Origin of the sequence: Romboutsia weinsteinii (genome assembly GCF_002250835.2) — a bacterium.
GTDB lineage: Bacteria > Bacillota > Clostridia > Peptostreptococcales > Peptostreptococcaceae > Romboutsia_A > Romboutsia_A weinsteinii.
Window position 1 is genome coordinate 1 of record NZ_NOJY02000144.1, and the last position, 1,066, is coordinate 1,066.

Genomic DNA, 1,066 nt, shown 5'->3' on the forward strand with positions numbered 1-1,066 from the left:
GCTTTATATAGAGCAAGTATACATGGAAAATTAAGAATAATGTTCCCTATGATATCTTGCTTAGAAGAATTATTAGCTGCTAAAGAAGTAATCAAAGAAGTATTAGCTGAACTTGATGCAGAAGGTATTGAGTACGCTAAAGACGTAGAAGTTGGTATGATGATAGAAATACCAGCAGCTGCAGTAATAAGTGATATACTTGCAAAGCATGTTGATTTCTTCTCTATAGGAACAAACGACTTAATACAATACACTTGTGCAGTTGATAGAATGAACCAAAAGATAAGTTATCTTTACAACCAATTCAACCCAGCTGTATTAAGATTAATAAAAACAGTTATAGATAATGCTCATAAAGAAGGAAAATGGGCAGGTATGTGTGGAGAGTCTGCAGGAGATAAGAGAATGATACCAATACTATTAGGTATGGGACTTGATGAATTCTCAATGTCACCAATATCTATACTTCCAGCTAGAAAGTTCATAACTTCAGTAAGCCACGAAGATATGAAAAACTTTGCTGATGAAGTATTAACTATGGGTACTGCTGAAGAAATAAAGAACCACGTAGATAAGACTTTTAACTTTTAGTTAATATATGAAAAGTCACTAGTATACTAGTGGCTTTTTTATTTATAGTTTATCTATTACATAAAAAATCCCCTACCCAAATAGGTAGAGGATTTTTTTATTAATGACCGCAGCCACCGCCACAGCCACCGCATCCGCCGTCACTGTCATCCATTTTTTCTGGAGCAACTTTAAATCCATAACCAGTATCAGTTATTGATATATCTCCATATTGCTCATATTCACTTTTGTCCATAACAAATGTGATTCCCTCAACTTCATATGTTAAGTCAGTATCCTTTTGCTCATCCAGAGCAAGTCCAAAAGATGGACCGCCTCAGCCAATACCTGCAAAATAAACTCTTACGTTAGAAGGTTGATCCTTCTTATCCTTTAGGATGTCTTGAAGCGTAGTTATAGCTGTTTGTGCTAATGTTACTTTCATGTCATCAATTCCTTTCCATTATCTTTAGGTAGTTTATACCCATATTTATAG

General features: G+C 34.6%; 2 protein-coding genes. One reads left to right on the forward strand and one right to left on the reverse strand.

The window, feature by feature from the left end; all coding sequences use genetic code 11:
- Window positions 1–591: putative PEP-binding protein (locus CHL78_RS20220; protein WP_147295877.1), on the forward strand; the 591-nt coding region annotated here is incomplete at its 5' end.
- Between the two features lie 100 nt (window positions 592–691).
- On the opposite strand, the gene CHL78_RS21395 is transcribed toward CHL78_RS20220, so the two are convergent.
- Window positions 692–826: a hypothetical protein gene (locus tag CHL78_RS21395; protein WP_274541877.1), complete on the reverse strand. Its 135-nt coding sequence runs from the start codon at window positions 824–826 to the stop codon at window positions 692–694.
- Window positions 827–1,066: the final 240 nt, after the last annotated feature.

Bases quoted from the DNA above. Each gene is read 5' to 3' on its own strand.
- CHL78_RS21395 (WP_274541877.1), bottom strand. From the start codon at position 826: ATGGACAAAAGTGAATATGAGCAATATGGAGATATATCAATAACTGAT.